This is a genomic window from Lentibacter sp. (assembly GCF_965658795.1).
Classification (GTDB): domain Bacteria; phylum Pseudomonadota; class Alphaproteobacteria; order Rhodobacterales; family Rhodobacteraceae; genus Lentibacter.
Map to the genome: position 1 here is coordinate 1 of NZ_CBFHTG010000041.1, position 2,075 is coordinate 2,075.

Below are 2,075 nucleotides of genomic sequence, written 5' to 3' on the forward strand. Positions count from 1 at the left end.
GGAACTGCGTGGAGAATTGGTCGCTATACGAAACGCAGCAAGGCCCGCCGATGAGGCGGGCCTTGCTGAAAGCGATATTTCGCTAAACTTGGTTGCGGGAGTAGGATTTGAACCTACGACCTTCAGGTTATGAGCCTGACGAGCTACCGGGCTGCTCCATCCCGCGCCAAGTGAGTGGTCCGAATACGCCTGCTTTGCCGCAAGCGCAACCCCAAAATCTTAGATGTCCGTCGATTATGTAAATTTATTTGAAATCCACGTTTCAAGGCTTTGACCGAGCCTCGCCGCATTCGGGTCGCGCATGACATGAACATGGTTTCCTGCAGCGTCCAATATCTCCAGACTATCGCCTAACAGACCCTGCCAATAGCGCTCATTGTCAGCTTTGCGAGGGTTTTCCTCCTCACATGAATACATCAAAACACTCTCTACATTCAGCGGCTTTAGGGTGTGGCTGCGAAACGCTGTTTCATCCGCCACAGGCAGCTCCGCACATGGGCGGCTTAAGAGAATATGCGCAGCGCGGTCAAACATGCGGGCAATATCGCCTTGTTTGATAAGCGGGCTCATAATTCGACGTAGCCACCAGTCCAGACGCTCTGTCTGCAAGTGGGGTGCCGTCGGCTCAACAACGACAAGTGCAACATCAAGGGCACCACGCTGTTGCAACTCGCGTGTCACTTCAATGGCAAGGAGCGTGCCAGCAGAAAACCCAGCAATCACCATTGGGCCAAGCCCATGGGCACGCTCTATCGTATCACAAGCATATTCCGCGAGTTCCTTGATAGATTTGCGCGCAAAGGTTTCCCGCTGCGCGACGTCTCGGACATGGACACCGTAATAGCTACGCCCCTCGCCCAAAGCGTTCATCATATACAACCAATCTGAAAACTCGCCATTTTCAACAGGTAGAACAAAAACAGGCGGGCCACTTCGCCCCTGTTTCAACGGCACCATGTCTTCGCGGGGCGCGTTCTCGATACGGTGCGCGATGTCTTTGATCGTAGCCCCCTGCATCACAAAACTTTCGTACCCCAACCGCTCTTTATGACGGTCCTCCAGTGCCACAAGGACAGACATCGCCTGGAGAGAATCCCCTCCAACATCAAAAAAGTCATCCTCGATTGAGTAGGCTCTGTGCCCCAGTACAGTTTCCCAGATTTCGGCAACATCTCTCTGGATTGGGGCGAGTGTCTCAAGGTCCAGCTCGTCCTTCCAGCCTTCTGCCTCGGGCGTAGGCAAGGCTTTCCGCTTGATCTTGCCAGACTCCGTCTTGGGAAGGCTGCTATGGGCAAAAAAATAATTCGGCACCATGTAAGCAGGAATGCGGTTCAGCAAGTCATCCCGAAACGCCCGTGTGTCAAAAGCGTTGCCCATTTCATGCACGAAATGACAGACCAACTGCCGCGCCCCCTGCGGGTTCTGCCAACTGGTCACAGCAAGCTCACGAAAACCGCCAGCCTTGGATACCTCGGCCTCGACTTCTGAATATCTAACGGAGTACCCCCGTATCTTTACCTGGTCATCGACCCGCCCAATCAGATGCAAGCACCCATCCGCGTCAAAAAAGCCGAGGTCACCGGTGTAAAGCACACGCGTGCCGTCAGGCTCGGTCCAGTAGACACCCTCAGTTTTTTCGGGGTTATGAAGATAGTGTTCAGCAAGGAAACGGCTGCGCTTCACAATCACACCTTCAACCCCCTGAGGGACAGGCTCGCCCGCTTCATCCACAACAGTGAGCTCACCGGGAAGCGGAGGGAAGCCTGCCGGCAACGGTCCGTCGATAGCCGTCGATCCCTTCGGAAAATCAAAACACGCCAGAAGGCCACACTCTGTGGATCCGTAGCTGTTGGTCAGAACCGCTCCCTCGGGGAAGACACGTTCAAACTCGGCCACATCACTTGGCAAAAGAGCCTCTCCTGACAGGCGGGCAAAGCGCAGTGAAGGGATCATGTGCTTTGCAGCGCCCACAATCGAGCGGAACGCTACAGGGTAGCTTTGAAACCCAGTGATCTGATGCTCTGTCAGCCACTCGACAAGACCCGAAGAGCCTTTGCCGCGCAGATCGTAAAAGT

1 protein-coding gene and 1 tRNA gene are annotated in these 2,075 nt (G+C 54.6%); both read right to left on the minus strand.

Annotation, left to right across the window (positions count from 1 at the left end):
• Window positions 1-89: 89 nt before the first annotated feature.
• A tRNA-Met gene (locus tag ACTG3X_RS14370) sits at window positions 90-166 on the minus strand.
• 68 nt (window positions 167-234) lie between these two features.
• A partial coding sequence (locus ACTG3X_RS14375; RefSeq protein WP_439111961.1) for an AMP-binding protein occupies window positions 235-2,075 on the minus strand: 1,841 nt, incomplete at its 5' end.